The organism is Agromyces sp. 3263 (assembly GCF_031456545.1).
Lineage (GTDB): Bacteria > Actinomycetota > Actinomycetes > Actinomycetales > Microbacteriaceae > Agromyces.
This window is the reverse complement of the sequence record NZ_JAVDUV010000001.1, coordinates 1878457-1902978: the sequence shown is the minus strand read 5'-3', so window position 1 is coordinate 1902978 and position 24522 is coordinate 1878457. Positions and strand designations below refer to the sequence as shown.

The following is a 24522-nucleotide window of genomic DNA, read 5'->3' as shown; positions in this document are numbered from 1 at the left end:
ATCCTCCCCCGTCGGGAGGCGGGTGTCATTCCGAGGCGAGCGGTCCCTCGGCCTGCGACTCGTCGAACCCGTCGCGGTAGCCCTCGTTGTAGGCCTCGTCTGCGCCCACCCGGAACAGGTCGCGCTCGGCCGGACGGATGATGCTGCGGGCGCCGGGCAGGTCGAGCGGGCCGACGTACCGTCCGAGCCCGCGCACCACCGCGACCGGCACGCCCGACGACTTGCCCTTCACGAGCTCGGCGGCGCCGGCGATCTCGTCGGCCACGCACGGCATGGTGACGGCGAGCGGCTTGCCCGAGGCATCCGCCGACCCCCGCAGGTCCTCGAAGACGTGCACGCCCGCGGCACCGATGGCGATGTCGGTCTGCCCCTCGCGCCAGGGACGCCCGAGCGTGTCGGAGAGGATGACGCCGACCGCGGCGCCGGTGAGCGCACGGATGCCGGTGGCGAGCGCCCGCGCGGAGCCGTCGGGGTCGACCGGGAGGAGCAGCACCGTGCCGTGCGGCGCGTTCGACGCGTCGACGCCCGCCGCCGCCCCGACGATGCCCTGGCGGTTCTCGACGATGCGGGTCACGCCGCCGTCGTAGGCGCGGGTCGCGACGACGCGCACCGTCTCGGCCGTGATCGCGGCCTCGCGGTCGGCGGCCTCGACGATGCGCCCCTCGGACTTGGACACGATCTTCGAGGTGACGACGAGGATGTCGCCGTCGCCGAGCTCCACGGCCCCCGCGATGAGCGCGGCCAGGTCGTCGCCGCGCTGCACCTCTGGCAGGCCTTCGATGCCCTCGACGCTGAATCCCACGGCCATACGGCTGCCCCGTCCCACTCGATCGCCTGCGTTTGCGCGCGGGTCGCCCGCACCTGCCCGCGCGTTCCCCGCACCCGATCCTTGCAGCATCCGGCGCCCGGCTGCCAGAATTCGGCCAGCGGAGCGACGGGCGAACGCGGGTCGGGGGAGCGCATGACCGAGGCAGTGCAGCCGTACGCGGCATCCGCAGCACCGAAGCGCCCCGTCGTGATGTGGGACCTGGTGCTCACCATCGTGCTGCTCGTCGTCATGATCGGCGCAGCACTGCTCGCGTCGTTCTTCGCGGTGTTCCTCGCGTTCGCGGGCGACTCCTGCGGCGCCAGCACGGTGTGCGACTACGACCGCATGGGCACCGGCATGCTCATCGCGCTGGTCGGCCCGCTCGTGGTCGGCCTGCTCACGCTGATCGCCGCGGTCATCGTGCTGGTCCTGCGGCGCATCGCCTTCTGGATCCCCATCGTCGGGATCGTGCTCGTCGCCGCCGTCTTCTTCGGCGGCGCCGCCCTCACGATCTCGGGGGTCGAGGGCGCGACGTTCTAGGGCTGTGCCGACGTGCGGCGCAAGGGCTTGTCCGCCGCCGGGCCGGCGTGGCTACCATCGAGCATGAACGCGCGACACGCCGGACCGCCCGTCTCCGACGCACTCGGCCGCGTCGACGACGCCCCATCGCCCGACGGCAGCCCCCGCCGCAGCCCGACGCCGGCGCACGACGAGGACGTCGCGCCGGGCGATGGACGGAATGAGACCCCCAACGAGCGGAGCGACCGCAACTGGAGCGACATCCTGCAGGAGCTCCGGGTCGCGCTGACGGGCACGCAGCTCATCGGCGGGTTCCTCCTCGCGGTCGCCTTCCAGCAGCGGTTCGAGGAGCTCGACCAGTACCAGCTCGTCCTCTACCTCGTGCTCGTCGCACTCGCCGGTCTGGCGACGATCGTGGGCCTCGCGCCGGTGACGCTGCACCGCACGCTGTTCCGGCACCAGGTGAAGGAACGCATCGTGCGCACCGGCAACCGGCTGCTCATCGCGCACCTTGCGGTGGTCGCCCTGCTGGTGCTCGGGGTCACGACCCTGATCTTCGACTTCGCGGTCTCGCGGGCCGCCGGCATCATCACCTTTGTGGTCGGCGCGATCGTGCTCGTGCTGCTCTGGCTGGTGCTGCCGCGATTGCAGGAGGCGAAGGACGGCGACGACCCCGAGGTGGTGCGTTCGGAGGCAGAGGCCGAGGCCGGGGACGAGCGCAAGGGTGTCGGCGCGCCGTCCTAGGCTTGCTTCCATGCGCATCGCCACCTGGAACGTCAACTCGATCCGCACCCGCGTCGACCGCGTCGTCGACTGGATGGTGCGCGAAGACGTCGACGTGCTCGCGATGCAGGAGATCAAGTGCAAGCCCGAGCAGTTCCCGGCGGCACAGTTCGAAGACGCCGGCTACGAGCTCGCGCTGCACGGCTTCGACCAGTGGAACGGCGTCGCCATCGCGAGCCGGTCGCCGATCGAGTCGGTCGAGACGAGCTTCCCGGGCATGCCCGGGTTCTTCAAGGGCCTCGAGGGCCCCGACCAACCGCAGGAGGCGCGGGCCATCGGCGCGACCGTCGACGGCGTGCGGCTGTGGAGCCTCTACGTGCCCAACGGCCGCTCGCTGGGCGACCCCCACTACACCTACAAGCTCGACTGGCTCGAGGCGCTCACCGAGTACACCCGCGAGCAGACCACGTCGTACCCCGAGGTGCCGTTCGCGCTCATGGGCGACTTCAACATCGCCCCGTTCGACGTCGACAACGGCGACCCGACGGTCGTCGTCGGTCGCACGACCCACGTCTCCCCTGAGGAACGCGCGGCGTTCTTCGCGCTCGAGGCGGCGGGCGTCAGCGACGTCGTGCGCGCCCGGGTGCCCGAGGGACTCTTCACCTACTGGGACTACAAGCAGCTCCGGTTCCCCCGTAACGAGGGCATGCGCATCGACTTCGTCCTCGGCTCCGCGGCCTTCGCCGGGGCGGTGACGGATGCCTCGATCCACCGCAACGAGCGCAAGGGCGCGGCGCCGTCCGACCACGTGCCGGTGCTCGTCGACCTGGCGCTCGAGCCGGTGGTCGACGACTCGCCGATGATCTTCGGCTGAGGCATCCCGAGCCTTCCAGGGGCATCCCGCCCCTTCCAGGGGCATCCCGAGCACTACCAGACGGCGACCGGCGCGGCCACCCCACCCCTGGTCCGGGCGGTGCCCGACGACGGCGACTACCCTCGATGGGGTGAGCAGCACCCCGAACAGCGTGATGGGCGACGCCTTCACCGGCGCCACGCTGGGCGACCGCTACCGGCTCGAGGGCCTCATCGGTCGTGGCGGCATGGCGACCGTGTATCGCGGCGTCGACCTCGCGCTCGGCCGCCCCGTCGCGGTCAAGGTCTTCGCCGCCGAGGCGGAGGGCCTCGACGACGCGCAGCGTCGACGATCCGAGACCGCGCTGCTCGCGAGCCTCTCGCACCGCGCCTTGGTGCGGCTGTACGACGCCTCCCGCGACCCGGCGACGGGCCGCGAGTTCCTCGTGATGGAGCTCGTCGAGGGCCGCGACCTGCGCGAGACGCTGCGGCTCGGCCCGCTCGGCCCGGCGGATGCCGCGGGGCTGCTGGCCGACCTCGCCGAGGCGCTGCACGTCATCCACGATCGCGGCATCGTGCACCGCGACGTGAAGCCCGCGAACGTGCTCCTCGAGCCCGCGCACCTGCCGAGCCGCACGTGGAACGCGAAGCTCGCCGACTTCGGCATCGCCCGCCTCATCGACGACGCCCGCATCACCCGCGCGGGCCTGCTCGTGGGCACGCCGGGCTATGTCAGCCCTGAGCAGGTGACGGGCCGGCCCCCATCGCCGGCGAGCGACGTCTACTCCCTGGGACTCCTCGTGCTCGAAGCCCGCACCGGCGAGACGCCCTTCCCCGGGCCCGCCGTCGAGGCGGCCGGCGCCAGGCTCGCGCGCGATCCCGACATCCCCGCCGCCCTCGGCGAGGACTGGGTCGCACTGCTGCGGGCGATGACCGCCCGCGAACCGGGTGACCGTCCGAGCGCGCTTGATGTCGCGGTCGTCGCCAGCACGCTGGACACGACGCCGGTCACCGACGCGGATGCCACGGCGCCGACCATCGCGTTCACCCAGGTCGCCGACCAGCCCACTGAGGCGATGCCCGCGGGCGCGGCTCCGGCGCCTGCGGCGTCCGAGCCCGCCGCGGACGAGACCATGGCCACTCGCGTGCTCCCGACGCCAGACCGCTCGTTCTTCGCGGTGCCCGGCGCCGCTGCCGAGACTTCCAACGCGGCCGCGACCGCCCGATCGCCGCGCGCCGAGCGCCGCTCCGCCGGAGACCACGACGACGATCGCCGGCGCTGGGTGCGTCCCGCCATCGCGGTCGCACTGCTGCTGGCGATCGCCGGGGTGGTGACCGCGGTGGTGCTCTCGGCGTTCAGCGCCCCCGCGCCCGAGGCGACGCCCGAGCCGCTGCCCGCCGTGCCCGGAGACCTCGGCGTGCACCTCCAGCAGCTCGACGAGGCGGTGAGCGGATGATGCGCCGGCTCGCCACGCGTCGCGCCGTGCTCCCCGCCGCGACCGTCGCCCTCGCGCTGGTCCTCGGCCTCTCGTCGTGCGCGGCCTCGGCCGACAACACCGCGGCCGCGATGCACGAATCGGTCGTGCAGATCTCGACCCGCGCGGCGGAGGGCGACTATCCCGGAGCGCTCGCCGAGCTCGCCCTGCTCGAGCGGGATGTCGACGCCGCGGTCGAGGACGGTGCCGTCGACGCAACGCAGGAGTCCGACATCCGTGCCGCGATCGATCTCGTGCGGGCCGATCTCGAGGCGGCCGACGTGGCGAGCACGCCGACGCCCGCTCCGGCCCCGGCACCCGCCGGTGATGACGGCGGCCAGCCCGGCAACGACGACGACAAGGGCAAGGGCAAGGGCAACGACGACAAGGGCAAGAAGGGGAAGGGCGACGGCTGACACCTGGCCGCCTGCGCGATTCGCGGCGGGCACCCAGCTTGCAGGGCTACCTTCACCGCATGACTCCCGAACTCGTGCCCGTGATCGCCGCGGCCGCCCTGGCGGTGTCGCTGTCCATCGGCGTGATCGCGCATCGCCTCCGCCCGCAGCCTGTGCGGGTGCGGGCTCAGTCGCGGCCGGTGAATCGCTCCATCGAGCGGTAGACGCCGAAGCCGTCGCCCACGACCCGGTCGAACACCCGGGTGGGCAGGAGCCCCCGGAGCGCCCGCGACAGGCCGACGCTCCACGGCAGCTCCACGAGCGGCGTGCCGGCGAGCATCGCCTTCCAGACCCGGTCGACGACGAACTCGGGGTCGAGCACCGGGGTGAGCGTCGGGCCCTTGGCGCCGGCGAACATGCCCGTCGAGATGTAGCTCGGCGTCACGGTCGTGACCTTCACGTTGCCGTGATCGGCCTGCTCGAGCTCGAGCCGTAGCGACTCGCTCCAGCCGATGAGGGCGGCCTTGGAAGCCGCGTACACCGCCATGCGCGGATTCGCGAGCGTGCCGGCGGCCGAGGCGATGTTCACGATCCGCGACGCCCGATAGGCGTTCGCGATCATGCCGGGGATGAACTCGCGCGTGATGTACATGGGCGCGAGCGCGTTGACCTGCATGGTCGGGCGGGTGTCCTCGCCGTTGTCGGTCTCCCAGAAGTACCGGTTGCCGCGCACGATGCCGGCGTTGTTGATGAGCACGTCGGGATTGCCCACCTCGCGTCGCACCCGCTGGGCGGTCTTCGCGATGGCGCCGAGGTCCCCCACGTCGACCACGTACGACTGCACCCGGCTGCGACCGCGCGAGACGGCACCGAGTTCGTCGGCGGTGCGGGCAAGCGCCGGTGCGTCGCGGTCCCAGAGGGTGACGGATGCCGCGTGCTCGGCCACCGCGCGTTCGGCGTACATGCGGCCCATGCCCGCCGCCGCGCCCGTGATCAGCACGTTGGCACCCTGCACCGTTCTCGTCATCGTTCCATCTTCGCGCACGCCGGAAGGACGGCCGCCCGCCCGCCGATGACACGGGGCGGCGACACCGCGAGCTTCAGCGACGCCGAGCCGGCCGGATTCGGCGGAGAACGAGGAACGCCGCGCCGAGCGCCACGAGGAGCAGGGCGATCGCGGCGGTCGCGCTCCCCTCGACACCGCTGTGCGCGAGTCCGGTCGACGCACTCGCCGCTGGCGGGATCGCGGCGGGCGGTTCGGTGCCGGGCAGGGCGACCTCGACCTCGTCCTGATTACCCTGGACGGGCTCCCCGTCGGGGCCGGTCGCCGTCGCGCTCGCGGTGAGGTCGATGCGGCCGGCCGCGGCATCCGCCTCGGTCGTGAGGTAGGTCGCCGTGCAGACGACGCGCTCGCCGGGTGCCACGTCACCGGTCGGGCACACGATCGTGGGCACCCCACCGGACCCGGTGAAGTTCACGCCTGTGATGCCGACGTCGCTCAGGGTGACGGTGCCGGTGTTCGTCACCGTGAACGTGTAGTTCACCGTCTGCCCGGGGCCGCTGACGACCGGGGTGTCGACCGTGATGTCGAGCTGCAGTGCCTCGACTCCTTCGACCTCGACCGTGGCCGGCTCGCTCTCGACCGAGGTCACCGGCACCTCCAACGGCGTGATGCCGCTCGCCGTGGCGGTGTTCACGATCGCGTCACCCGCGTCGAGGTCCGCTTGCGTCGCCACGTAGGTGGCGGAGCAGATGAGGTCATCGCCGGGCGCGACGGGGTCGGCCGGGCAGTCGATCGCCGAGATCGTGCCGGTGCCCGTGAACTCGCCTTCGGCGATCACGACGTCGTGGAGCGTGACGTTGCCGGTATTCGTCAAGACGAACGAGTAGGTGACGACCTGGCCGGCCGCGGTCACCGTGACGGGCGACGCTCCCTTCACGACCTCGAGGGCCGGCGCCTCGTCCACGGTCACCGCAGCGCTCGACTCCGGCGACGTGCCCGGGGGCGCGTTCGGCGGCGTGCTCGAGGCGGTCGCGGTGTTCGTGACCCCGCCCGCGTCGACGTCCGCCTGCGTCAGCACGTAGGTGGCCGTGCAGGTGACGTCCTCAGCGGGTGCGAGGCTGGTCTCGGGGCAGTCGATCCCCGAGATCGTGCCCGTACCGGTGAACTCCTCGTCGTTCACACCGATCTCGGTGAGGGTGACGTTGCCGGTGTTCGTGATGAGGAACGAGTACGTCAGCTGGTCGCCGGCCCGGGTGGCGGCGGTCGGGCTCACCGTCTTCAGCAGCGTCCATGCCGGGGAGGCCACGATCGTGATCGGGAACTCCGACGGCGGTGCGCTCACCGGGAGCCCGATCGGCGTGGAGCCAGTCGCATCGGCGGTGTTCGTGACCCCGCCCGCGTCGACGTCGGCCTGGATGAGCGTGTAGGTGGCGGTGCACGTCACGTCGTCGCCGGGCGCGAGCGAGTCGACCTCGTCGGCGGGACAGGTCACCGCCGGCGGGACGCCGTTGCCGGTGAACTCGAGCTCGGCGACCGCGACGTCGGTCAGGGTCACGTTGCCGGTGTTCGTGACCACGAACGAGTAGGTGATCTGCTGTCCGGCCTCGGTCGGGTCGTCGGGCTCTCCCGTCTTCGCGATCGTCAGCGCCGGCGCCGGAGCGATCGAGACGATCTCCGTGTCGGACGGCGACTCGAGGGGGTCGCCGGCCGCGGTGCCCTGCGCGTTCGCGGTGTTCGCCACCGACCCGTGATCGACATCGGCCTGGGTGAGCTCGTAGGTCGCCGTGCAGGTCGTCGTCGCACCGGGCAGCAGCGTCGTCGCATCGCAGGCGACGGGCGAGAGCGTTCCCGAGCCCGTGAACGGCCCGGCATCATCGGCAACGGCGATGTCGGCCACGGTGACGTTGCCCGTGTTCGTCACGAGGAACGAGTAGGTCACGACCTGGCCCGCCTGCGTGAACGGGCCACCGCTCGAGGACTTGTCGATCGTCAGCGCCGGAGCGGCGTCCACCGGGATCGGAGCGCTGTCCTCGGGCGACACGACCTCGTCACCGTTCGGGTCGATGCCCGACGCGGTCGCGGTGTTGTCGATCCCGCTCGCGTCGACGTCCTCCTGGAGCACGGTGTAGGTGGCCGTGCACGTCATCTGCGCCTGCGGCAGCAGCACGGGCGTGACCGGGCAGTCGACCGCCAGCGCGGGGCCGTTCCCGGTGAACTCGACCTCCACGACTTGGGGATTCTCGACGGTCACGTTGCCGCTGTTCGTCACCACGAAGGAGTACGTGATCTCGGTTCCGGGCACGAAGCTGGCGGCGTCCGACGGCGAGGCGGACTTCACCAGGGTCAGCGCGGGCGCCTGGGGGACCGGGACCGTCTCGACATCCGTCACCGGCGTCGGTACCTGATCGGCGACCGCCGAGCCCGTGTTCACGACCTCGCCGGCATCGGCCTCGGCCTGCGTCACCACGTGCGTCGTCGACAGCACGCACGTGCCGAGCAGCAGAACCGACGCGCACGTCTGCGAGTCGCCGGTGAGATCATCCGAGACCACGACGCCGGTCAGGGTGATGTCACCGGTGTTCGTTCCCGTCAAGGTGTACGACAGGCTGTCGCCCACGCTCACCGTGCCCGAGCCGTCCTCGTCCGCATTGCCGACGAGCACCTTCACGATGGACAGCGACGGATGCTGCGGAACGGGCACCGTCTCGGTGTCGGTCACCGGATCGGGCGTCTGCGGTGAGACGACGGAGCCCGTGTTCACGACCTGGCCGGCGTCGGCCTCGGCCTGCGTGACCACGTGCGTCGTCGACAGCACGCACGTGCCGGCCACCGGCACCGCCGCGCACGTCTGCGACGCCCCGGTCAGGGCATCGGACACGACCACGTCGTCGATCGCCACATCGCCGACATTGGTCGCGGTCAGCGAGTACGACAGCGTGTCGCCTACACTCACCGTGCCCGAGCCGTCCTCGTCGGCATTCCCCGTCAGCACCTTGTCGAGGCTGAGCTCGGGGCTGCCTGCCGTGTTCGTGACGGTGCACGTCACCGCGTCGCCGATGCCGAGGACGATGGTCTTCGACGTGCCGGAACCCGAAGGGAGCACCGTCGTGGAGGCGGTGTTCTCATTGGTGCACGACCACGACTCGAGGTACTCGTCGAGGGGCGTCGATCCGGCGGTCGGCGTCTCCGCGAGCGTGAACGGCTGCGACCCGGGGAGCAGGGTGATCGGCCCCGTCGTCGATGAGGCCCCGGCGCCGGTCGTCGCACTCCCGAGCACGGTGCCCTGCGCCGAGGTGATCGTGGTGTCGAAGGAATCAGCCGGGTTCACCCGCCCGTTGACCGCCTTGTTCAGGGTCAGCGTCGCGGTCTGGAATCCGAACACCGCCGCCTCGGTGCCCAGTTGCGTGTTGACCAGCGAGACCGTGTAGGACGTGGGGTTCTTGGTCGCGAACACCGCGGTGCCGTATGCCCCCGGGAACTGCGGGTTGACGCCCTGACACCTGACGGTGTTCGTGCCCAGCCCGGTGATGGTCGCCCCGCATCCGTACTGGGTCTTGGTGACCAGGGTCCACGGCGTCCCGGTCGTCGAGAACGAGAGGCTCTCGCTGAAACCCGTCGACTCGCCATCGCCGGCGACCATGCCGAAGTTCGGGACGGCGACGCCGAGGGAATCGGTGACGCCGAAGTTCCGCAACTGCACCGTGGTCGTTCCCGTGGTGTTGCGCTGGAGGATCGGCCGGCCGGTCACGCCGGGGTACGCCGTCGCCCAGACACCCGAGTTGCTGCCCTGGGCACCCGCGTTCAATCCCGCGGCGTTGGCACCGCCGGTGAAGATGTTGAAGTTCGCCGTGTACCCGCCCGGGAGGCCGAGCGCGAAGTCCTGCCCGGTCGTTCGCGCGGTCGTCGCGTTGAATCCGGCGAAGTCGAGCCAGCAGATGTTGGCCGCCTGCACACCGGATGTCGCATAGCTGCATCCGGTGGCCGCAGCGGCCGCCGCGAGCTGCGGTCCGGCGGCGACGGCCGCGAGCCCCTCCGCCTCGAGGCTCATGGGCGCCACCCCGGCCGGTGGCGTCGTGCCATCAGCCACCTCGGGCGCCGGCGCATCGGTCGGCGGCGCTTCAGTGGCGGGCACGTCCGTGGCCGGGGCATCCGTCGCGGGGGCATCGGTTGCCGGGGCATCCGTCGCGGGGGCATCGGTTGCCGGCGCATCCGTCGCGGGGGCATCCGTCGCCGGCGCATCCGTCGCGATGTCGCTCGGCGACGCGGCATCCGGAGGCGTTTCGGCGGACCAGGCGACCCCGCCGCCCGACCACATCGCCGTGGCGAGCGCGAAGCCCGCCGCGAGCGCGGTGACCTGAAGGACCCTTCGGCTGCGTCCCCCCCGGGCAACACCGATCCTCCCCCCTGCGCGCATGACGGCCCCCTCACCGAGTGCAGCAACTGAGTCGGGCTCACGGTAGCGCGCGGAGGAATGCCTCCGCTAGTGGCGGGCGAGCTCGAGCGGCTCAGGCCCCGCGTTCGGTGCGGCGCATCCGCACGATCTCCTGCGACATCCGCGTGATGAGTTGGTACGGCACGGGCTTGGCGAATGGGAAGTTCACCGTGTCCTTCTTGGAGCGATACGGCGCGACCTCAGCCTCGAGCGCGCCGTCGAAGGCGGGCACCGGGTAGAGCCCGACGTGGTGCTTCCACCCGGCGAAGTGGATCGCGTAGCGGCCGCCGAGCATGACCGCGCCCATCCCGTAGCGGACCTTCTCCGCGCCGTCGGGCACCCCCGCGTGGATCGCGGCCCGCACGCGCTCGAGCACCTCGCGAACCTCGGGCGGGAAGGACGCGACGTAGTCGTCGACGGTCTCGGGAGCGGCGGCCATGCCGGCAGTCTACGTCACTGAACCGAATGGTTCAATGACGTCGTCCGCAGCTCGTGGCAGCATGGTCGGATGGCGACCCCAGACTTCCGACTCGTCCCGAAGACCACCGAGCAGACCGCCGCCTGGCTGCCCGTCGCGATGAGCGCCTACCAGCAGGCGCGGCAGCAGGCGGGCGAGGACGCCGAGCAGGCCGCCGCCGCCGCGCGCGCCTCGCAGGACCAGTTCTTCCCCGACGGGCGGCTCATCGACGGCCACTTCCTGTTCACCGTGGAAGCCGACGGCGAGGACGCCGGCTGGCTCTGGCTCGGCCCGGTGAAGGACACGTCCACCTGGTACGTGTGGGACGTCGCGGTGCACGAGTCCTTCCGGGGCCGCGGCGTCGGCCGGGCGACCATGGCCCTCGCCGAGGAGTTCGCGCGATCGCAGGGGGCCAGGACGATGCAGCTCAACGTGTTCGCCTACAACGAGCCCGCGATCGGCCTCTACGGGAGCCTCGGCTACGCCGTCACCTCGATGCACATGCAGAAGCCGCTGTAGCGCCTCACCCCGCCTCATCCGTCGAGACCACCGCGAATCCGCCTGATGGAATCCGCACCGTCGCCGACCCGTCGACCACCACCTCGCTGAGCAGCGCCCCGTCGGGGCCGTAGACCCGAGCGATCGCGCGCCGCCCCTCGAAGCCGACGGTCACTCGCTGCGGCGACGTCGCGGAGACATGCACCAGCTCGGTCGCGCCGCCGTCGCCCGCGAGCTCGAGGTGCGACACGACCGGACGCACGAGCAGCGCGTCGAGCGTCAGGTCGCCCTTCACGACGCGAGCCGTCAACTGCGACTCCGACGCAGCGACGCCCACCTGGAGGTTCCGCGGCAGGAGCACGCCCGGCACGGGACTGATGCCCTGCGGCTCGCCGCGGCCGTCGAGCGTGCCGGCACCCGTGCCGTCGCTCTTCCAGATCGAGCGACCCGAGCCGTCTTCGGGGATCCACGCCACGGGTTCGACCGAGCGGTCGACGGTGTCGGTGCCCAGGTCCCACGTCGCCGTCTCGCGGCGGTCGAGCACGAGCGTCGAGCCGGAGTACAGCGACTCCTCCGTCCAGGCCGACGCGGGTGTCACGACCTCGCCGGTCGTCGATGCGGCCGCCTCGGCCTCGACCGTGGTGAGTCCGTGCCGCGAGACGATCCCATTGACGGAGGTCGCGCGCTCGGCCAGGTCGGGCCGTGCGTCGAGCGCGAGCATGGTCAGCAAGCCGTGGATGGTGCTCTCGGCGCCGCTGTTGCGGTTGATGGCGCCGTCGGGCTGGATGCCGTCGTACGTGACGCCCGTCGCCGGGTCGTACACGGCCTCGCCCGCACGGTTGGCGCCGAAGAACCAGGCCGCCTGGATGGCCGCGAGCTCCGCGAAGCCGGTCGACCCCGACGCGTCGGCGACGGCCAGCAGCGACTGCACCCGCGAGTCGGCGCCGTAGGCGATCTGCACCCGGTCGGCCGGCGTCGGGAACCACCCGTTGTCCGGCCCGCCCGCCGTGAGCAGCGTCGGCGTGAACGAGGAGGAGTCGAGCAGTGCCGGTTCGAGCAGCGACCCGTCGCCGAGCACCTCGGATGCCACGGCGAGCGCCGCCGGCATCTGCGACGCCCAGGCGTGCCACATCGATCGCGACTTCGCCCAGGGCAGGATCGCGCCGTAGGGCCAGGAGTCCACATCGCCGGCCGACATGACCGCGATGCCCTCGGCGAGCATCCGCAGCGACTCCGCCGCGGCCGCGTCGTCGGGGGCCGCCTGCACGTAGGCCGCGAGTCCGAGCACCGCCTCGGCACTGGCATCCGCTCCGTCGACGATCAACCAGAGCGGCACCCGCATGCCGTCAGCCGTGCCGTACTGGCCGTAGCGCGTGAGCACCTGCCGATCGACCGCCTCGCGGGCGAGCGACATCCGCTCACCGAGGAAGGCCGTGAACGCCGGGTCGGCGCCGTCGGCCGCGAAGGCCGCGTAGCCCTCGCCGAACGCCCAGAGCGCTCGGGCGAGCCAGTAGCTCGGCCCGGAGTCCGACGGGTCGGGCAGCTCGACGACCACGGGGCTCGGGTTGAGCTGCCCGTCGGGCTGCATCCAGAGCACCACGTTGCCCGCGTTCGGGCCGTCGACGGTCTGCAGGTAGGCCAGCGAGCGCAGCAGCTCGTAGGCGGTGTCGCGGCTCGTCGCGGCATCCGTCAGCTGCCAGTGCCGCAGGTAGACGACCGCCGCCCGCGCGATGTCGTCGGCGTTGTACGCGCCCTGCTTCCAGTGGCCCGTCACGGGGTCGACCGGGCTGCCGCCGCCGACCCGCTCGAACGTGCCGCCGGGTCGCGCATCGGCGTAGGTCCACGGCATGGTGAGGTCGGGCTCCTCGGCGAGCCGGTAGGTCGTGTGGCCCGGCACCTCGGCCGGGGTCGCGGTGTCCATGAGGAAGTCGAGGTGCGCGAGATTCGTGAGCGGCGCGGATGCCGCCGGCGCGGCCGGCACCGCGGCCGGCACCCCGCTCGGCATCGCCGCGACGGCCGGCGCCGCCCCGCCGATCGCTCCCGCCGCGAGCGCGACGGCGGCCACCCAGGCCGCCACGTGTGTCCTGGTCATTCCGCTCCTCCTCCGGTGCGGTCGAGGCGGGCCGCCCCGATCTTCGAATCGGCCATTCCGTAGAAGACGTAGTGCACGCCGTCGATCTCCTCGATCGCCGTGGGGAAGACCACGTTCGGCACGATGCCGCTGCGCTCCTCCTCGGTCTCGGGCGCGAGGATCGGCTCGCGGGTGCGGGCGAGCACGGTGCTCGGGTCGTCGGCGTCGAGCAGCATCGCGCCCGCCGCGTAGTTCACGTGCTGCTGCTGGGAGAAGGCGCTCTCGAGCTTGCCGGTGACCCCGTGGTGCAGCAGCAGCCAGCCCTCCGGGACCCGCAGCGGCGGCGGCCCGCCGCCGATCTTCAGTTCCTCGAACGCGTACTGCGGGCCGGCGACGAACCGATGCTGCTCCCAGAGCGTGATCGCCGACACGTCGTCGATCACCCGGTCGAGCGGCACGTAGCTGATCCAGATCGACTGCCGGGTGTCGCTCACCCCAGCGGGGACGCGCACGCCCTGCCCCGGCTTCGTCTCGCTGAGGTCCCACATCGGCCGGTGCAGCACGGCGAGGCTCGGGGTGCCGTCAGGCGCCGTCACGGGCTCGGGGAAGAACGTCGTGTCCTTGTTGTGGAACAGGTTCAGGTCCATGTCGAGCGCGTCGTCGTAGGCGAACAGCACCGGTCCCAGCCGTCGCCACTCGCGCAGGTCGGGCGAGACGGCGATCGCGGTGCGGGGGCCGAGCGGCCCGTACGCCACGTACGTCATCACGTGGAGCCCGAGCACCCCCATCCACGTGACGCGCGGGTCCTCGACGCCGGCATTGCCGACGCCCCGCTCCCATCCACGGTCGGGCTCGAGCACGACGCCTTCGCGCTCGACGCCGACGGGCACGCCGTCCTCGATCACCACGCGGGCCAGGCCCACACGGGACACGTTGCCCGCCGCCACCAGGCGCGGCAGCAGGTACAACGTCCCGTCGGGCGTGCGGCCCGACCCGGGGTTCAGGACCCCCTCTGCCTCGAAGGGCTGGTCGGGATGCGGCGTCATCACGACCCCGACCCGCGTCAGCGAGTAGGGCACGGTTGCGGCATCCATCGTCATCCCTTCACGCTCGAGCCGAGATCCGTCGAGACGAAGTAGCGCTGGAAGAACAGGAACAGGACGATCGCCGGAATGGACAGCACCACCGCGCCGGCCATCATCGCCCCGAACGGGTTCGAGGTCGACGCCGCGATGTTCGAGATGAAGTTGGCGAGCGACACCGCGAGCGGCTGCAGCGCCGCCTCCTTCGTGATGAGGAACGGCCACAGGAACTCGTTCCACGGTCCGATGAAGGTGAGGATGATCGTCGTCAGCACCGCCGGGCGCACCAGTGGGAGCGCCACGCTCCACAGCACCCGCAACTCGCCGGCGCCGTCGATGCGGGCCGCCTCCCAGAGCTCCTTGGGCAACTGCAGGAAGTACTGCCGGAAGATGATCACCGCCGTCGAGTTGATGAAGAACGGCAGGATCATGCCGCCGTACGTGTCGGCCAGGCCGAAGTCGCGCGCGATCATCACGTACAGCGGGATCATCAGCAGCTGGAAGGGCACCACCTGCACGAGGAGCGCGAGCGCGAACACGACGCCGCGACCGCGCCAGTGCAGGATCGCCAGCGCGTAGCCCGCGAGCACGCCGAAGACGACGGTGCCGATCAGCACGCCGCCCGTGAAGATGCCCGAGTTCACGAGGCCCTGCAGCAGGTTGATGCGCTCGTTGATCGCGACGTAGTTGTCCATCGTGATGTTCCCCGGCTCGGGGAACGCCCCCGCAACCGATGGGTCGACCTTCGCCTGCAGGGAGCCGACGACCATGTAGTAGAACGGGAACAGGAACGTGAACGCGCCGAGCGCGAGCACCACGTACAGCAGCACCTTCCGCCCGCGGCCGGCCTCGTTCGGGTTGTGCGTGCGCCGCGAGTGGCGGCGCTCGGTCACCATCGCGACGGTGTCGGTGTTCACCGGAAGATCGGGATGGGACATCAGTCTTCCTTTCCCACGAAGGTGCGCTGGATCCACGCGATCAGCAGCACGAGGATGATGAGGATCACGCCGATGGCGGACGCGACATCGGGATTCCCCTGCTCGATGCCCTTCTGGTACATCAACAGCACGGGCGACGACGAGGCGCCGTTGGGCCCGCCGCCCCCGGTGAGCAGGTAGGGCTCGGTGAACAGGTTCGCCCCCGTGATGGTCGCCAGCAGCAGCACGAGGAACGTCGCGGGACGCACGCCCGGCACGGTGACCGAGAAGAACTTGCGCACCCGGCCCGCTCCGTCGACGGATGCCGCCTCGTAGAGCTCCTTCGACACGTTCTGCAGCGCGGCGAGGTAGAGGAGGATGTAGAACGCCATGCCCTTCCACGTGACGAAGAGGGCGATCGTCGGCATGGCCAAAGACGAGTTCACGAGCCACGACGGATCGGGCGCGAGCGGTCCGAGCAGGTGGTTCACGAGCCCGTCGCCGCTGAACAGGAACAGCCACACGGCCACGATGGCCACCGAGGCGGTGACGTACGGCACGTAGTAGCTGATCCGGAAGAAGATGCCGGCATGCACGATGGTGTTCAGGCCGTAGGCGAGCAGCAGCGAGAACACGACCGTGAGCGGCACGTTGATGAGCAGGAAGATGCCGACGTTGCCGAAGGACTGCCAGACCTTCGGGTCCTGCAGCACCGCGACGTAGTTCGCGAAGCCGACGAACGGCCGGTCGACGACGGCGCCCGGAGCCGCGAAGAAGTAGTCCTGGAACGACATCCACACGGCGAAGACGATCGGGTACGCGAACACGACGAGCACGAACACCAGGTATGGCGCGCTGAACACGAGCCCGAGGGGATTCTCGCCGAGCCACCGGCGGCGGCGGCGCTGGGGCGCGGCATCCGCCCCATCGCTCGTCGCCACCCGGGGCGGCGGAGTGCTGACCGCAGTCATCTCGGAGCTCCTCAGCCCTGCGAGGCGAGGGAGTCGGCCTTGTCGGCCGCATCCTTCAGGAAGGTCGACACGTCCTCCTCGCCGAAGATCACGGCCTTGGAGTACCCGTCACGGAACTCCTGCCAGATCTCGACCGAGTTGGGCACGTTGGGCACCTCGACGGTGCGCGCCGCCTGGTCGCCGAACTGCTCGTAGGCCGGGTTCGCCGAGAAGTAGTCGGGGTACGTCCCTGTCAGGTCCTGGCGCAGCGGCATCTGGCCGGTGGCCTCGAGCCACTTGCCGTCCTGCTCCTCGCTCGTGGAGAACTTCAGCACGTCCCACGCCGTGGCCTGGTTCTTGCAGGCGGTGAACATGCCGATGTTCTTCGCGTCGCTGAAGGTGTAGACCTCGGACGGGTCCATCCCGTCCTTCGTGGGAACGGGCACCGAGCCCCAGTTCACGCTGTCCCCGTAGACCGCGATGGCCCAGGGCCCCACGATCGACATGGCCGACTGCTTGTCGGCGAAGGCGTCGCCGTTGTACTGCTCCGTGCCTGCCAGCTTCTCCGAGTACATGGTGGCCCAGAAGTCCGCGACGGCCTCGCCGTTCTCATCGTTGAAGGTCGCCTTGCCGTCCTCGAGCAACTGCGTGCCGCCCGACTGCGCCGCGTAGAGCGGGTAGAAGTCGAACCAGCTCTGGAAGAACTCGCTCGTCGGCGCCGGCCAGATCGCGTACTTGGCGGCACCCGATTGCACGAGCTTGCGGGACGTGTCGAGGAACTCGTCGTACGTGGCCAGCGGCGGGTTCTCGGGGTCGAGCCCGGCCTGCGTGAACATGTCCTTGTTGTAGAAGATCGTCACCGGGTTGGACTTCCACGGCATCTGGTAGAAGTCGCCGTCGCTCGAGCGGTACTGGTCGGCGACATCCCCCGAGCGCTCGGTGATGTAGTCGTCGCCGTCCTTGAACTTCGACAGGTCGACGAGGCCGCCCTGCTTCTGGAAGCCCGGCACTGCGGCGGGCGACGTGTTGTAGACGAGGCAGGGCGCGTTGCCCGCGGTGATCGCCGCGCCGATGGTCTCCTCGCTGGAGGCTCCGGCCGGGATCTCCTGCGCCTTGATCTGCTCGTCGGGGTGGTCGGCGTTCCACGCCTCCACCATCTGCTTGCCCCACTCGATCTCGGCCTCGTTGTTCGAGTACCAGATCGTGATGTCGCCGCGGCTGTCGCTGCCGCCCTCGTTCCCTCCCGCACTGCACGCCGAGAGGGCGAGGAGGCCGACCGCCCCGAGGGCGGTGGCGGTGATGATGCGTCGTCGCATGATCGTTGTTCCTTTCCGGGTGCGGCCGAGCCGCGTTGACAGGTCAGGTCGGGGCGTCGGTGGTCGACTCCCTGACGACGAGGCGTGGAGCGTCGAGGTCCACGTCGGCGGGCGATTCGCCCGCGATCGACGCCAGCAGCGTGCGTGCGGCGACCGCGCCCCAGGCGGCGGCATCCGTCGCCACCGAGGTCAGTGATGGGAAGACATGGTCGGCGAGCTCGGTGTTGTCGAAGCCCGTGATGGAGAGCGCCTCGGGCACGGCGATGCCGGCGCGCCGGGCTGCGGCGAGACCCGCGATCGCCATGTGGTCGTTGGAGTAGACGATCGCGGTGGGGCGGTCACCGCGCGCGAGGAGCTCGCGGGTCGCGCGGGCGCCGGCGCTCGCCGAGAAGTCGGTCTCGACGACGAGCGTGGCATCGAGTCCGGCCTCGCGAACGGCGTCCTGGAACGCCACCGCGCGTCGGTGGCCGTGCAGCATGACCGAGGGACCGGCCACGTGCGCGATGCGCCGGTGCCCGAGCGACACGAGGTGCTCCACGGCGGTGCGGATGCCGGCGCCGTCGTCGACCGCGACGGCCGGGAACGGCGAGGGATGGTCGGCCCGCCCCAAGGTCACGGCGGCGAGGCCGAGCTCGGACACGAGCGGGATCCGCTCGTCGCCGGCCCTGAGGTCGGTGAGGATGACACCGTCGACCCGCTTGTCGGCGGCGAGGCCACGGTAGGTCTCCGCCTCTGCGCGTCCGGGCGTCGCCGCGGCGAGCACGAGCACCTGACCCGACGTGGAGAACTCGCTCTCGACGCCGGCGATGAAGGCGTGGAAGAACGGGTCGGCGGCGATGACGTCAGGACTGCGGCCGATGACGAGGCCCAGCGCGAACGACCGGTCGACGCTGAGCGATCGTGCCCGCACGCTCGGGCGGAAGCCGAGCTCCTCGGCCACCGCGAGGATGCGGTCCCGTGTGTCGGCGCTGACGCCGGGGCGATCGTTGAGCGCGAAGGAGACGAGGCCCTTGCTCACTCCGGCCCGCGCCGCGACATCGGCGATCGTCGGCCGAGCTGCCTTGGGTGCGGCCGCGGCAGGCGCGACGCCGTCTGCGTCCATCGCATCCGTCATGTGCTGCATGGCCTCCGCCTCGAGGACCGGTCACACCGTCGCCTAAACCGGTTTAGGGCGAACGTACGCCCGGCCGCACCCCCAGACAAAGGGCTTGACATCTGCCCCTGCGCTTTGCTATCTACGGCCACTGTTACGTCCCGGGTCACGCCCGGCTGACAGTCGCGACGGGCGTGGGTAGCGTCGGGGCATCCACCCCGAGCTCGCCCGCGAGGAGCAGCCATGACGGCGACATCCGAGACCGGCCGCGACACCACGGCCCGCACGGCCGCGCGTGCCGACGCCTCGGCCGCCGCCCCGGTGGCGTTCCGCGGCGTGGGTCGCACCTTCGGGAGCGGCCCCGACGCCCGCATCGTGCTCCGGGACGTCGACCTCGAGGTCACGGCGGGCGAGATCGTCGCCATCCTCGGTCCGAGCGGATGCGGCAAGTCGACGCTCCTGCGCATCGCCGGCGGCCTCGACGCTCCGACGGCGGGCGAGGCCACGATCGATGGCACCGCGGTGGCCGCCTACGACCGGCGGTCGGCGGTCGGATTCCAGGAGCCGCGCCTCCTGCCGTGGCGCACCATCGCCGCGAACGTCGCCCTCGGCCTCCCCCGTGGCACGCCGCGTGCGACGGCCGCTTCCCAGGTCACCCGGCTGCTCGAGCTCGTCGGACTCGCGGACTCCGCCGGCCACCGCCCGCGCGAGGTCTCGGGCGGCATGGCGCAGCGCACCTCGCTCGCACGGGCGCTCGCCCGCAACCCGGCCGTGCTCCTGCTCGACGAGCCGTTCGGCGCGCTCGACGCGCTCACGCGCCTGAAGATGCAGGACCTGCTGCTCGACGTGCACGCCGCCGAGCCCACCACCGTGCTCCTCGTCACCCACGACGTCGACGAGGCGCTGCAGCTCGCCGACCGGATCATCCTGCTCGGCCGCGACGGCGACGAGCCGGGCGCCCTCATCCGGCAGACCATCGTCGTTCCGGGCCACCGGCCGCGCGACCGCGGCTCGGCCGAGCTCGCCGAGCTCCGCGGCCGCCTGCTCGACGGCCTCGGCATCGACCGGCACGGCGCCGCCCGCGGCGTCGAGACCACCACGACCATCCCGCACTACCCCTACTGACGGCACACCACAGCACCGCGCCGTCGCATCCACCGCACCAGTCAAGGAGTCGCATGTCCCGCATCCCCTTCCTCCGTTCCGCGCTCGTCGCGGGCGCCGCCGCCACCGCCCTGCTCCTCTCGGGCTGCGTCGCCGGCGAGGGCCAGGCCGCCGAGCCCGAGCCCACGTCGACCGCCTCGGGCGAGGCCGTCTCGCTCGAGGGCCAGACGCTGAACATCGACTTCGCCACCTACAACCCCTTGAGCCTCGTCATCAAGGACCAGGGCTGGCTCGAGGACGCCGGCCTCACGGTCAACTGGGTGCAGTCGGCGGGCTCGAACAAGGCCAACGAGGCCCTGCGCGCCGGCGCCATCGACGTGGGCTCGACCGCCGGCTCGGCCGCGCTCCTCGCCCGCTCCAACGGCTCGCCCATCCAGGTGATCGACATCTTCTCCCAGCCCGAGTGGTCGGCGCTCGTCGCGCCCGACGGCTCCCCGATCACGTCCGTCGAGGACCTCAAGGGCAAGCAGGTCGCCGCCACGAAGGGCACCGACCCCTACTTCTTCCTCCTGCAGTCGCTCGAGGCCGAGGGGCTCGAGGCATCCGACATCACCGTGCAGAACCTGCAGCACGCCGACGGCTGGGCTGCGCTGCAGAACGGCTCGGTCGACGCCTGGGCCGGACTCGACCCGATCATGGCCGGTGCCGAGGAGCAGGGCGCGAACCTCTTCTACCGCAACGTGGACTTCAACAGCTACGGGTTCCTCAACGCCACCGAGTCGTTCCTGGCCGACAAGCCCGAGGTGGCGCAGGCCGTCGTCGACGCCTACGAGACGGCCCGCGCCTGGGCCGCCGAGAACCCCGACGAGACCGCCGAGATCCTCGCCGGTGTCGCGGGCCTCGACGCGGCCGTCGCCAGCAAGGTCATCACCGAGCGGTCGAACCTCGACGTCGACCCGGTGCCCGGTGACGCGCAGGTGAAGGTGCTCGAGAAGATCGGTCCGATCTTCGTCGAGCTCGGCGACGTGCCCACGCAGCAGCAGGTCGACGACGCGCTCGACACCATCATCAACGACGAGTTCGTCACGAAGGCCGACGCCGGCCGCTTCAGCTGATCCGCCCCCAGCTGACCTGCTCCACCCGGGAGGGACCATGACCGACACGGATGCCGCGGCCGAGCCGATCGCCGACCCCACCGGCACGAGTGCCCGCACCTCCGACGGCACGACCGTCGTGGTCGGGCGGTACGGGTCGTCGGTGGTGGCCCCCGCGGCGCGGGACCGCCGCGGCGGCGGCGAGGCGCCCGGTCGCGGCCGCACCGGCCATGCCGCGGCATCCGTGCCCCTCACCCGCCGGCGATGGTTCGTCATCGTCGGCGGGGCGATCCTCCCCATCGCGCTGCTGCTCACCTGGCAGCTCGTCTCGACGACCGGTGCGGTGCCGGTGTCGCAGCTGCCGTCGCCCGAGATGGTGTGGCTCGCGGCGGTCGACCTCGCCCAGCGCGGGCTGCTCGGTCTCTACGTGGCCATCTCGACGCAGCGGGTGCTCATCGGCTTCGCGTTCGGCGCCGCCATCGGCCTGGTACTCGGCGCGATCGTCGGCCTGTCGCGGCTCGGCGACATCCTGCTCGCCCCGACGCTCGGCGCGATTCGCGCGGTGCCCTCGCTCGCGTGGGTGCCGCTGCTGATCCTGTGGTTCAAGATCGGCGAGGAGTCGAAGATCATCCTCATCGCGATCGGCGCGTTCTTCCCCGTGTACACGATCGTTGCCGCCGCGCTGAGGCACGTCGACCGGCAGCTGCTCGAGGCGGGGCGCGCGTTCGGCCTGCACGGCGTGCGGCTGTTCACCACCGTGCAGCTGCCCGCGGTGGTGCCGTCGGTGCTCGCCGGCCTCCGGCTCGCGCTCGCGCAGGCGTGGCTGTTCCTCGTGGCGGCCGAGCTCATCGCGTCGTCGATGGGCCTGGGGTTCCTGCTCAGCGACTCGGGGAACACCGGGCGCATCGACCGCATCATCCTCGCGATCATCCTGCTCGCCCTGCTCGGCAAGCTCACCGACTCGATCCTCGGGCTCGTGGAGCGCTGGGCGGTGCGCCGCTGGGCGTAGCGGTCTCGCCACACAAGGTTTCGACGGATGCCGCAGGGCGGGCGGATGCCGCAGGGCGGGAGGGTGCCGCAGGGGCGGGCGGATGCCGCGGCGCCGGCCGTTCCGCGGGAGCGGGTCGTCGCGCTACGCCTCGCGGGTCACCAGGGCTCGCCGGCCCCGGGGACCAGAGCGCGAACCTTCCCGACGGCGTCGGGGAAGCAGGCTTCGAGCACCTCGGTCGCTGAGACCTCGTTGCCGTAGTCGCCCGTGAGGCGCAGGCCCACGATGGCGTTGATGAGCATGCCGGTGGCCATGAACTGCCGCGTCTCCTCGGCGGACATGCCGGCCTCGTCGCGGAGGAATCGCCAGATGTCGCTGAAGCCCGCGCGCGCGACCCGGCCGATCTCGGGCTCCCCGCCGAGCGCGGTGGAGTTGGCGATGACGGGGAGCATGCCCCGTTCTTCGAGGAGGCTGGTGTAGGCGGTGCCCATACGTTCGAATCGCCCCTCGGGGTCGCCCGGCATGGCCGCCCGGAAGACGTCGATGAGATGCGCGTACGCCCGCTCGATCACGGCGATGAAGAGCTTCTCCTTCGTGCCGAAGAGCCGCACGACATAGGGCTGGCTGACGCCGGCCGCGCGGGCGACCTCGTCGGTGGTGGTGCCGACGTAGGTCTTGGCCCCGAAGACCGCCGTCGCAGCCGCGAGGATGAGCTCGCGTCGGTCAGCGGCCTTCATTCGTGCAGCGGGTGCGACGTCTTCGATCGTCATGCTTGACATGTTATCAGTCGATTACTACTGTGCAAGTAATCATTCGATAACAACCAAGGAGCGCCGCCGTGTCATCCGTCACCGAAGTCGCCGCCGCATCGCCTGCCCGGGCCGCCGGCCGCCGGCCGAGCCCGCTCTGGCTCGTGCTGATCGCCACCGCACTGCCCATGTTCATGGCCACGCTCGACAACCTGGTCATGACGAACGCCCTGCCCGTGCTGCACGCCGAGTTCGGGGCGTCCGTCGAAGAGCTGCAGTGGTTCATGAACGCCTACACGCTCGCGTTCGCGAGCACGATCCTCATGGCCGTGGCCTTGGGCGATCGGTTCGGCCGCCGAACGCTGTTCCTCATCGGCATCGCCGTGTTCACCCTGAGCTCGGCGTTCGCGGCACTGGCCGCCGACCCCGGGCAGCTCATCGCGGCCCGCGCGCTGCAGGGCTTCGGCGCCGCGGCGATCATGCCGCTCTCGCTCACGCTGCTCGTCGGGTCCGTGTCGCTGGCCCGGCGCCCGCTCGCCATCGGCATCTGGGGCGGCGTCGCCGGCCTCGGCGTCGCGACCGGGCCCCTGATCGGCGGCGCCATCCTCGAGGGCTGGGCCTGGCAGGCGATCTTCTGGATCAACGCGCCCGTCGGCGTCGTGTCCGTCGCCCTGGCCCTGCTCGCGCTCCCGAACAGCTTCGGCGCCCGGCTCCGCGCCGACATCGTGGGCCTGATGCTCTCGGGGCTCGGCCTGCTCGCCCTGGTCTTCGGTATCGTGCGCGGCAATCCCGCCGGATGGGACAGCCTCGAGGTGATGGGCAGCCTCGTCGCGGGCGGCATCCTGCTCGTCGCATTCGTGCTCTGGGAATGGCGGGCGAAGGCGCCGCTCCTGCCGCTGCGGCTCTTCCGCGATCGCAGCTTCAGCGTGGCGAACGTCGTCGGCTTCGGGTTCAGCTTCGCGGCCTTCGGCTCGATCTTCATCCTGATCCAGTTCCTGCAGGTCGTGCAGGGCGCGACCCCGCTCGAGGCGGCGCTGCAGACCTCGCCCTGGACGCTCGCACCCATGGTCGTGGCCCCGATCGCCGGGCTCATCGCCCCACGCGTCGGCACGCGCACGCTCATCGTGACCGGCCTGCTCGCCCTCGGCGGCGCGCTGTTCTGGCTGTCGGGCCTGCTGGAGGCCGACGTCACGTATGCCACGTACGTGCCGCCGTTCATGATCGCCGGCATCGGGATGGCGCTGGTGTTCGCCCCGTCGGCGACCGCCGTGCTCGCCACGATGGCCCCCGACGACCACGCCAAGGCGAGCGGAACGAACTCGATGCTCCGCGAGGTCGGCGTCGCACTCGGCATCGCGGTGTCGACCGCCGTGTTCACCGGAGCGGGCGGCGAGCTCAACCCGGTCGACTACGCGGTCGGCGCCCAGCCCGCGGTGCTCGTCGCGGCGGCGGTGCTCGGCGCGACGGCGGTGGTGGCACTGCTGCTGCCCTCAGGCAGGGCCGTGAAGGCCGCGCCCGGGGTGGTGGCCTCCGAAGCGGCACCGACCGCGTCGTCGGTCGAGCCGGTCGCGGGCGAGCCGGTCGCCGCCGCGGCATCCGCGAGCTGAGCCCGCGGCATCCGCACGACGAAGGCCCCGTCCCGCTCGGTCGAGCAGGACGGGGCCTCCGTTCCGAGTGGGGCTAGGCCCTCGCCAACATTCCCGAGAAGGCGAAGATGCCGAAGATGAAGGCCAGGATGATCGACACCAGGCCGATGATGATCGCGGCGTTGGCGAGGCCCTTGCCGCGCTCGCCCGACTTGCCCACCTGGTTGAGGGCGATGAAGCCCAGGATGACCGCGATGATGTTGAACCCCAGGAGGGAGATCACGAAGGCGACGATCGAGAGGACGTTCCACTTGTCAGACGACGGGGCGGGCTGAAAACGGGGATCGTATTCGGACATGGGGCCCTCCCTGGTGGGTCGACGTCGCAGAACTGCATCGTGACAGCACGCC

General features: G+C 71.2%; 23 protein-coding genes. 10 read left to right on the top strand and 13 right to left on the bottom strand.

The features are described from left to right. Nucleotides 1-25: 25 nt before the first annotated feature. Nucleotides 26-808 (bottom strand): coenzyme F420-0:L-glutamate ligase, encoded by a 783-nt coding sequence (cofE, locus tag J2X63_RS08695; RefSeq protein ID WP_309976158.1) that lies wholly within the window; start codon nucleotides 806-808, stop codon nucleotides 26-28. On the opposite strand from cofE, the gene J2X63_RS08690 reads away from it, so the two are divergent. The 5 genes from J2X63_RS08690 to J2X63_RS08670 all read left to right on the top strand — a co-directional run bounded on the left by J2X63_RS08690 (nucleotide 758) and on the right by J2X63_RS08670 (nucleotide 4793). Beyond that, a complete protein-coding gene (locus tag J2X63_RS08690) occupies nucleotides 758-1348 on the top strand; it encodes a DUF6264 family protein (RefSeq protein WP_396133148.1) in 591 nt (196 codons plus the stop codon). The genes cofE and J2X63_RS08690 overlap by 51 nt on opposite strands. A 63-nt stretch (nucleotides 1349-1411) precedes the next feature. Then, the gene (locus tag J2X63_RS08685; RefSeq protein ID WP_309976154.1) at nucleotides 1412-2071 is read left to right on the top strand and encodes a DUF6328 family protein; all 660 of its coding nucleotides are present in this window, start codon (nucleotides 1412-1414) and stop codon (nucleotides 2069-2071) included. 10 nt (nucleotides 2072-2081) lie between these two features. After that, entirely contained in the window at nucleotides 2082-2924 is an 843-nt protein-coding gene (locus J2X63_RS08680; protein ID WP_309976152.1) for an exodeoxyribonuclease III, read from the top strand. 130 nt (nucleotides 2925-3054) lie between these two features. Then, nucleotides 3055-4359 (top strand): serine/threonine-protein kinase, encoded by a 1305-nt coding sequence (locus J2X63_RS08675; protein ID WP_309976150.1) that lies wholly within the window; start codon nucleotides 3055-3057, stop codon nucleotides 4357-4359. Next, complete coding sequence (locus J2X63_RS08670; RefSeq protein ID WP_309976148.1) at nucleotides 4356-4793, top strand: hypothetical protein; 438 nt, start codon at nucleotides 4356-4358, stop codon at nucleotides 4791-4793. Before J2X63_RS08675 ends, J2X63_RS08670 begins: the two co-directional genes overlap by 4 nt. A gap of 166 nt (nucleotides 4794-4959) precedes the next feature. Here J2X63_RS08670 and J2X63_RS08665 read toward each other — a convergent pair whose 3' ends face one another. The 4 genes from J2X63_RS08665 to J2X63_RS08650 form a co-directional block, all read right to left on the bottom strand. Further along, complete coding sequence (locus J2X63_RS08665; protein WP_309976146.1) at nucleotides 4960-5799, bottom strand: SDR family oxidoreductase; 840 nt, start codon at nucleotides 5797-5799, stop codon at nucleotides 4960-4962. Between the two features lie 73 nt (nucleotides 5800-5872). Then, entirely contained in the window at nucleotides 5873-9823 is a 3951-nt protein-coding gene (locus J2X63_RS08660) for a hypothetical protein (protein ID WP_309976144.1), read from the bottom strand. Nucleotides 9824-9893: 70 nt separating this feature from the next. Beyond that, nucleotides 9894-10088, bottom strand: coding sequence for a Cys-every-fifth RiPP peptide CefA (locus J2X63_RS18950; protein ID WP_396133125.1), 195 nt, complete (start codon nucleotides 10086-10088; stop codon nucleotides 9894-9896). A gap of 192 nt (nucleotides 10089-10280) precedes the next feature. Next, entirely contained in the window at nucleotides 10281-10646 is a 366-nt protein-coding gene (locus tag J2X63_RS08650) for a DUF1801 domain-containing protein (protein ID WP_309976140.1), read from the bottom strand. Nucleotides 10647-10715: 69 nt separating this feature from the next. Here J2X63_RS08650 and J2X63_RS08645 point away from each other — a divergent pair, with 69 nt between their 5' ends. Then, nucleotides 10716-11183, top strand: coding sequence for a GNAT family N-acetyltransferase (locus J2X63_RS08645; protein ID WP_309976139.1), 468 nt, complete (start codon nucleotides 10716-10718; stop codon nucleotides 11181-11183). A gap of 4 nt (nucleotides 11184-11187) precedes the next feature. Here the strand turns inward: J2X63_RS08645 and J2X63_RS08640 are convergent, their stop codons facing one another. The 6 genes from J2X63_RS08640 to J2X63_RS08615 are packed head-to-tail and all read right to left on the bottom strand — an operon-like array spanning nucleotide 11188 to nucleotide 18621. Further along, complete coding sequence (locus tag J2X63_RS08640; protein WP_309976137.1) at nucleotides 11188-13254, bottom strand: hypothetical protein; 2067 nt, start codon at nucleotides 13252-13254, stop codon at nucleotides 11188-11190. Further along, on the bottom strand, nucleotides 13251-14327 hold the full coding sequence (locus J2X63_RS08635; protein WP_396133124.1) for a glycosidase: 1077 nt from the start codon (nucleotides 14325-14327) through the stop codon (nucleotides 13251-13253). The genes J2X63_RS08640 and J2X63_RS08635 overlap by 4 nt, the downstream gene beginning before the upstream one ends. Before the next feature lie 2 nt (nucleotides 14328-14329). Continuing rightward, a complete protein-coding gene (locus tag J2X63_RS08630; RefSeq protein ID WP_396133123.1) occupies nucleotides 14330-15253 on the bottom strand; it encodes a carbohydrate ABC transporter permease in 924 nt (307 codons plus the stop codon). Continuing rightward, the gene (locus tag J2X63_RS08625; protein WP_309976133.1) at nucleotides 15253-16203 is read right to left on the bottom strand and encodes a sugar ABC transporter permease; all 951 of its coding nucleotides are present in this window, start codon (nucleotides 16201-16203) and stop codon (nucleotides 15253-15255) included. Before J2X63_RS08625 ends, J2X63_RS08630 begins: the two co-directional genes overlap by 1 nt. A gap of 11 nt (nucleotides 16204-16214) precedes the next feature. Further along, nucleotides 16215-17498, bottom strand: a complete 1284-nt coding sequence (locus J2X63_RS08620; protein ID WP_309976131.1) for an extracellular solute-binding protein — start codon at nucleotides 17496-17498, stop codon at nucleotides 16215-16217. A 43-nt stretch (nucleotides 17499-17541) separates the two neighbouring features. Beyond that, the gene (locus J2X63_RS08615) at nucleotides 17542-18621 is read right to left on the bottom strand and encodes a LacI family DNA-binding transcriptional regulator (RefSeq protein ID WP_309976129.1); all 1080 of its coding nucleotides are present in this window, start codon (nucleotides 18619-18621) and stop codon (nucleotides 17542-17544) included. Between the two features lie 213 nt (nucleotides 18622-18834). Here J2X63_RS08615 and J2X63_RS08610 point away from each other — a divergent pair, with 213 nt between their 5' ends. The 3 genes from J2X63_RS08610 to J2X63_RS08600 are packed head-to-tail and all read left to right on the top strand — an operon-like array spanning nucleotide 18835 to nucleotide 21798. Continuing rightward, complete coding sequence (locus J2X63_RS08610; protein ID WP_309976127.1) at nucleotides 18835-19716, top strand: ABC transporter ATP-binding protein; 882 nt, start codon at nucleotides 18835-18837, stop codon at nucleotides 19714-19716. A 53-nt stretch (nucleotides 19717-19769) separates the two neighbouring features. Further along, nucleotides 19770-20810 carry an aliphatic sulfonate ABC transporter substrate-binding protein gene (locus tag J2X63_RS08605; protein ID WP_309976125.1) on the top strand — a complete coding sequence of 347 codons (1041 nt, stop codon included), beginning with the start codon at nucleotides 19770-19772 and terminating at the stop codon, nucleotides 20808-20810. A gap of 37 nt (nucleotides 20811-20847) precedes the next feature. Next, entirely contained in the window at nucleotides 20848-21798 is a 951-nt protein-coding gene (locus tag J2X63_RS08600; RefSeq protein WP_309976123.1) for an ABC transporter permease, read from the top strand. Between the two features lie 137 nt (nucleotides 21799-21935). Here J2X63_RS08600 and J2X63_RS08595 read toward each other — a convergent pair whose 3' ends face one another. Then, nucleotides 21936-22547, bottom strand: coding sequence for a TetR/AcrR family transcriptional regulator (locus J2X63_RS08595; protein WP_309976122.1), 612 nt, complete (start codon nucleotides 22545-22547; stop codon nucleotides 21936-21938). Nucleotides 22548-22615: 68 nt separating this feature from the next. On the opposite strand from J2X63_RS08595, the gene J2X63_RS08590 reads away from it, so the two are divergent. Further along, complete coding sequence (locus J2X63_RS08590) at nucleotides 22616-24133, top strand: DHA2 family efflux MFS transporter permease subunit (RefSeq protein ID WP_309976120.1); 1518 nt, start codon at nucleotides 22616-22618, stop codon at nucleotides 24131-24133. Nucleotides 24134-24206: 73 nt separating this feature from the next. On the opposite strand, the gene J2X63_RS08585 is transcribed toward J2X63_RS08590, so the two are convergent. Next, the gene (locus tag J2X63_RS08585; protein WP_309976118.1) at nucleotides 24207-24470 is read right to left on the bottom strand and encodes a DUF4190 domain-containing protein; all 264 of its coding nucleotides are present in this window, start codon (nucleotides 24468-24470) and stop codon (nucleotides 24207-24209) included. Between the last annotated feature and the right edge of the window lie 52 nt (nucleotides 24471-24522).

What these genes read in the sequence shown, in the direction of transcription:
- J2X63_RS08660 (WP_309976144.1), bottom strand. Translation starts at nt 9,823, where the DNA reads ATGAGCCTCGAGGCGGAGGGGCTCGCGGCCGTCGCCGCCGGACCGCAG.
- J2X63_RS08650 (WP_309976140.1), bottom strand. Translation starts at nt 10,646, where the DNA reads ATGGCCGCCGCTCCCGAGACCGTCGACGACTACGTCGCGTCCTTCCCG.
- J2X63_RS08680 (WP_309976152.1), top strand. Translation starts at nt 2,082, where the DNA reads ATGCGCATCGCCACCTGGAACGTCAACTCGATCCGCACCCGCGTCGAC.
- J2X63_RS08600 (WP_309976123.1), top strand. Translation starts at nt 20,848, where the DNA reads ATGACCGACACGGATGCCGCGGCCGAGCCGATCGCCGACCCCACCGGC.
- J2X63_RS08670 (WP_309976148.1), top strand. Translation starts at nt 4,356, where the DNA reads ATGATGCGCCGGCTCGCCACGCGTCGCGCCGTGCTCCCCGCCGCGACC.
- J2X63_RS08630 (WP_396133123.1), bottom strand. Translation starts at nt 15,253, where the DNA reads ATGTCCCATCCCGATCTTCCGGTGAACACCGACACCGTCGCGATGGTG.
- J2X63_RS08615 (WP_309976129.1), bottom strand. Translation starts at nt 18,621, where the DNA reads ATGCAGCACATGACGGATGCGATGGACGCAGACGGCGTCGCGCCTGCC.
- J2X63_RS08610 (WP_309976127.1), top strand. Translation starts at nt 18,835, where the DNA reads ATGACGGCGACATCCGAGACCGGCCGCGACACCACGGCCCGCACGGCC.
- J2X63_RS08595 (WP_309976122.1), bottom strand. Translation starts at nt 22,547, where the DNA reads ATGACGATCGAAGACGTCGCACCCGCTGCACGAATGAAGGCCGCTGAC.
- J2X63_RS08685 (WP_309976154.1), top strand. Translation starts at nt 1,412, where the DNA reads ATGAACGCGCGACACGCCGGACCGCCCGTCTCCGACGCACTCGGCCGC.
- cofE (WP_309976158.1), bottom strand. Translation starts at nt 808, where the DNA reads ATGGCCGTGGGATTCAGCGTCGAGGGCATCGAAGGCCTGCCAGAGGTG.
- J2X63_RS08640 (WP_309976137.1), bottom strand. Translation starts at nt 13,254, where the DNA reads ATGACCAGGACACACGTGGCGGCCTGGGTGGCCGCCGTCGCGCTCGCG.
- J2X63_RS08645 (WP_309976139.1), top strand. Translation starts at nt 10,716, where the DNA reads ATGGCGACCCCAGACTTCCGACTCGTCCCGAAGACCACCGAGCAGACC.
- J2X63_RS08635 (WP_396133124.1), bottom strand. Translation starts at nt 14,327, where the DNA reads ATGGATGCCGCAACCGTGCCCTACTCGCTGACGCGGGTCGGGGTCGTG.
- J2X63_RS08585 (WP_309976118.1), bottom strand. Translation starts at nt 24,470, where the DNA reads ATGTCCGAATACGATCCCCGTTTTCAGCCCGCCCCGTCGTCTGACAAG.
- J2X63_RS08605 (WP_309976125.1), top strand. Translation starts at nt 19,770, where the DNA reads ATGTCCCGCATCCCCTTCCTCCGTTCCGCGCTCGTCGCGGGCGCCGCC.
- J2X63_RS08625 (WP_309976133.1), bottom strand. Translation starts at nt 16,203, where the DNA reads ATGACTGCGGTCAGCACTCCGCCGCCCCGGGTGGCGACGAGCGATGGG.
- J2X63_RS08665 (WP_309976146.1), bottom strand. Translation starts at nt 5,799, where the DNA reads ATGACGAGAACGGTGCAGGGTGCCAACGTGCTGATCACGGGCGCGGCG.
- J2X63_RS08620 (WP_309976131.1), bottom strand. Translation starts at nt 17,498, where the DNA reads ATGCGACGACGCATCATCACCGCCACCGCCCTCGGGGCGGTCGGCCTC.